1 pseudogene is annotated in these 848 nt (G+C 46.7%); it reads left to right on the top strand.

The features are described from left to right. A pseudogene (locus R8N49_RS26035) lies at window positions 1-848 on the top strand (aconitate hydratase B); the annotation flags it as partial.

Below are 848 nucleotides of genomic sequence, written 5' to 3'. Positions count from 1 at the left end.
TGCCGAAGGAGTTGTTCCTAAACCGCTAGACGCAGAGCAAGTTGCTGGACTTGTAGAACTTCTGAAAAATCCCCCGCAAGGTGAAGAAGAGTTCATTCTTGACCTACTAGAAAACCGTATTCCACCAGGTGTAGATGAAGCTGCTTATGTTAAAGCTGGTTTCCTGACTGCAGTAGCAAAAGGTGAAGTGTCTTCACCGCTTGTAAGCCGAGAAAAAGCGGCTGAGCTACTGGGTACAATGCAAGGCGGTTACAACATTGCACCGTTAGTTGAGCTACTAGACGATGAAGCGTTGGCTGAAATCGCTGTGAAAGCTCTGTCTCATACGCTACTGATGTTTGATGCTTTCTATGATGTAGAAGAGAAAGCGAAAGCAGGCAATGCTCATGCACAAAAAGTGCTTCAATCTTGGGCGGATGCTGAATGGTTCCTATCTAAGCCTAAGCTTGAAGAAAAAATCACGCTGACTGTCTTTAAAGTGACAGGTGAAACGAACACGGACGATCTTTCTCCAGCTCCTGATGCATGGTCTCGCCCTGATATTCCAGTACACGCACTTGCGATGCTGAAAAACGAACGAGAGGGTATTAACCCTGACCAGCCAGGCACCATCGGTCCAATCAAACAAATCGAAGAGCTAAAATCAAAAGGTCACCAGCTAGTGTACGTTGGTGATGTTGTTGGTACTGGCTCTTCTCGTAAATCTGCAACTAACTCAGTGCTATGGTTCATGGGCGATGATATCCCTTACGTACCTAACAAACGCGCTGGTGGTTACGTGCTTGGCGGTAAAATTGCACCTATCTTCTTCAACACAATGGAAGATGCGGGCGCACTGCCTATCGAAG

This window comes from Vibrio sp. 1978 (genome assembly GCF_033344345.1).
This window is presented reverse-complemented; position numbering and strand designations above follow the sequence as displayed.